Genomic DNA, 2,231 nt, shown 5'->3' with positions numbered 1-2,231 from the left:
CGCCTTCGGGTCGGCAGGCGGCGCTTCGTCGGCGCGTGCGCCGAGACCGAAGCGGTTCAGCGCGATGGCGGCCGGGGTGATGTCGTTCGGGTGGTCCATGGAAGGGCTCTCGCGATGCGTACCCGTGTTTAACGTGGGTCGGCGGGAAATCCGTCGCCAGGAGGACGAATATTTCTGGCGCGTCGCGCGGCGTTGACTGCATGCGTGTTGCCGTTCGAATTCCTGTTGCGGATTCAGCTGACGAATGCAGCGAATCGGCGGGTCGCTCAGGCGCCGTATCGGGGTCCCGTGTCCCGGCGAAGGACGGGCATATTTCGAATTTCGGCTAACGGGCTTTCACTAGCCTGACCGGCATGAGTCCTGTCGGAAGGCTCGCCGGCCGCACCCGCCCGAACGCTTGCCGTTCCCGGAAAGCCACCTAGACTCAATGGAATGTCTCGCCCCGCGTCACGGCGTGTCGTCGTCCCGACCCAGCGACCATTACGATGCCCACTCTTCCCGTCAGCTTGCGTGCACGCTTTCGTTGCTTCGGTTCGATGCGTCCACCCTCGCAATGGACCCGTGCGTGGCTGCTCGCAGTCGCGCTGACGCTGCACGGCTATCCCGCGCATGCGCAAAACCCGCCCAAGGTCGTCGACATTCCGACCCGCCCCGGCGTGACGCAACGGTTTCTCTTCATCGCGCCGGACGCACCGAAGGCCGCAGCCATTCTTTATGCCGGCGGACACGGCGGGCTGCAACTGGAACCGTCCGGACGATTCGGCTGGGGTGCAGGCAACTTTCTCGTCCGCACCAGGCAGTTGTTCGTGAAGGACGGCATTGCCGTCGCGGTCATCGATGCACCGAGCGACCGGCAATCCGCGCCCTACCTCAACGGCTTTCGACTCTCGAAGGAACACGCCGACGACGCGCGTGCCGTGATCGCGTGGTTGCGGGAGCAACTGCACGTACCGGTATGGCTCATCGGAACGAGCCGCGGCACCCAGTCCGCCGCTGCCATTGCGATCGCGCTGGCCGGCGGCGGCGGGCCCGACGGTATCGTGCTGACGTCCACCATCCTCCGCGAAGATCGAGGCGGCACGGCGGTCACGGACATGAACCTGGCCAGCGTCAGGATTCCGGTGCTCGTCGTTCACCACGAGAACGACGGCTGCAAATATTGTCCGGTATCCGAAACGGATACGCTGTTGAAGAAGCTGGACCAGTCTCCGAAGGCCGAACTGATGATCGTGTCGGGCGGCACGTCCCGGGGCGATCCGTGCGAAGCGTTTGCCTATCACGGCTTCAACGGTCTGGAGAGCGGCGTGGTCGACGCGATCTCCGCGTGGATGCTTGCACGTTGAACGTGCGCGCCGCGTAGCGCAGTCACAGTCGCGGTTGCGCCTTGCGCCTTGCTCCTTGCGCCTTGCTCCTTGCGCCTTGCTCCTTGCGCCTTGCGCCTTGCGATTCTTCGCTGAAGCATGCCTGCAGCAAGCATGCATGCTTGCATTGCCGACCCGCCTTCCGCGTACGCATTGCGCATCACTGCAAAGGCATGCCGCCGCACGTTGCCCGCGCGGCGCTTGCTTACTTGTTCGCCGCGTCGCCCTGCTTCTTCTGCAACTTCGGCGGCAGCCGCCAGTTGCCGCTACGCCGCAACCCGTCGACGAACTTCGCGCGCTCGTCCGGCGTCAGCGTCGCCGCGAAATCGACGACGCTGCGCTCGACCTGTGCACGCAGCGCGGTATCGGCCGCGCGCGTACGATCGAGCGCGGCGTCGATCGCCGTGCGATCGAGCTGCGGCGCAGCGAGCAGATCCAGCACGGTGATCCGGTCGTCGCGCCCTTCCCGTGCGAAATCGCGGCCGTCCTTGCGCGCCGCCTTCAACGCCGCAACGAACTCCTGCTGGCGTGCGTCAGGCAATTCGTCCGCGGCGAAACGCAATGCGGTGCGCGACGCCGGTGCGCCCGCGGCCCGCAGGTCGCGGTGCGTCGAGAACCACTGATACGCGCCGCCGCCGATCGCGCCGAGCATGAATACGTTCAGCACGACCGAACCGACGAGGACGAATTTCCAGCCACGCTCACTCATTCATCACTCCAGTCCACGCTCGGCCCACCGAACGTCGTTGTCAGATAGCCCGGCTCATGCGCAGGCGGCACGCTGCCGAGCATCAGCATCGACACGGCCACCGCGCCCGCGAGCGCGCCGGCCAGGCCCACGCCCGCGAATGCCGCGCCCGACCACCACAC

The 2,231-nt window shown here is 66.2% G+C and carries 2 protein-coding genes; one reads left to right on the top strand and one right to left on the bottom strand.

The window, feature by feature from the left end; all coding sequences use genetic code 11:
- The first annotated feature begins 536 nt into the window (after window positions 1-536).
- A complete protein-coding gene (locus G3N93_RS38630) occupies window positions 537-1,343 on the top strand; it encodes an alpha/beta hydrolase (protein WP_206135396.1) in 807 nt (268 codons plus the stop codon).
- 223 nt (window positions 1,344-1,566) lie between these two features.
- Here the strand turns inward: G3N93_RS38630 and G3N93_RS38625 are convergent, their stop codons facing one another.
- Window positions 1,567-2,070, bottom strand: coding sequence for a periplasmic heavy metal sensor (locus G3N93_RS38625; protein ID WP_206135395.1), 504 nt, complete (start codon window positions 2,068-2,070; stop codon window positions 1,567-1,569).
- Between the last annotated feature and the right edge of the window lie 161 nt (window positions 2,071-2,231).

The sequence above is a fragment of the Burkholderia sp. Se-20378 genome (assembly GCF_017104665.1).
In the GTDB taxonomy this organism is placed as follows: domain Bacteria; phylum Pseudomonadota; class Gammaproteobacteria; order Burkholderiales; family Burkholderiaceae; genus Burkholderia; species Burkholderia lata.
This window is presented reverse-complemented; position numbering and strand designations above follow the sequence as displayed.

Bases quoted from the DNA above. Each gene is read 5' to 3' on its own strand.
- G3N93_RS38630 (WP_206135396.1), top strand. From the start codon at position 537: ATGCGTCCACCCTCGCAATGGACCCGTGCGTGGCTGCTCGCAGTCGCG.
- G3N93_RS38625 (WP_206135395.1), bottom strand. From the start codon at position 2,070: ATGAGTGAGCGTGGCTGGAAATTCGTCCTCGTCGGTTCGGTCGTGCTG.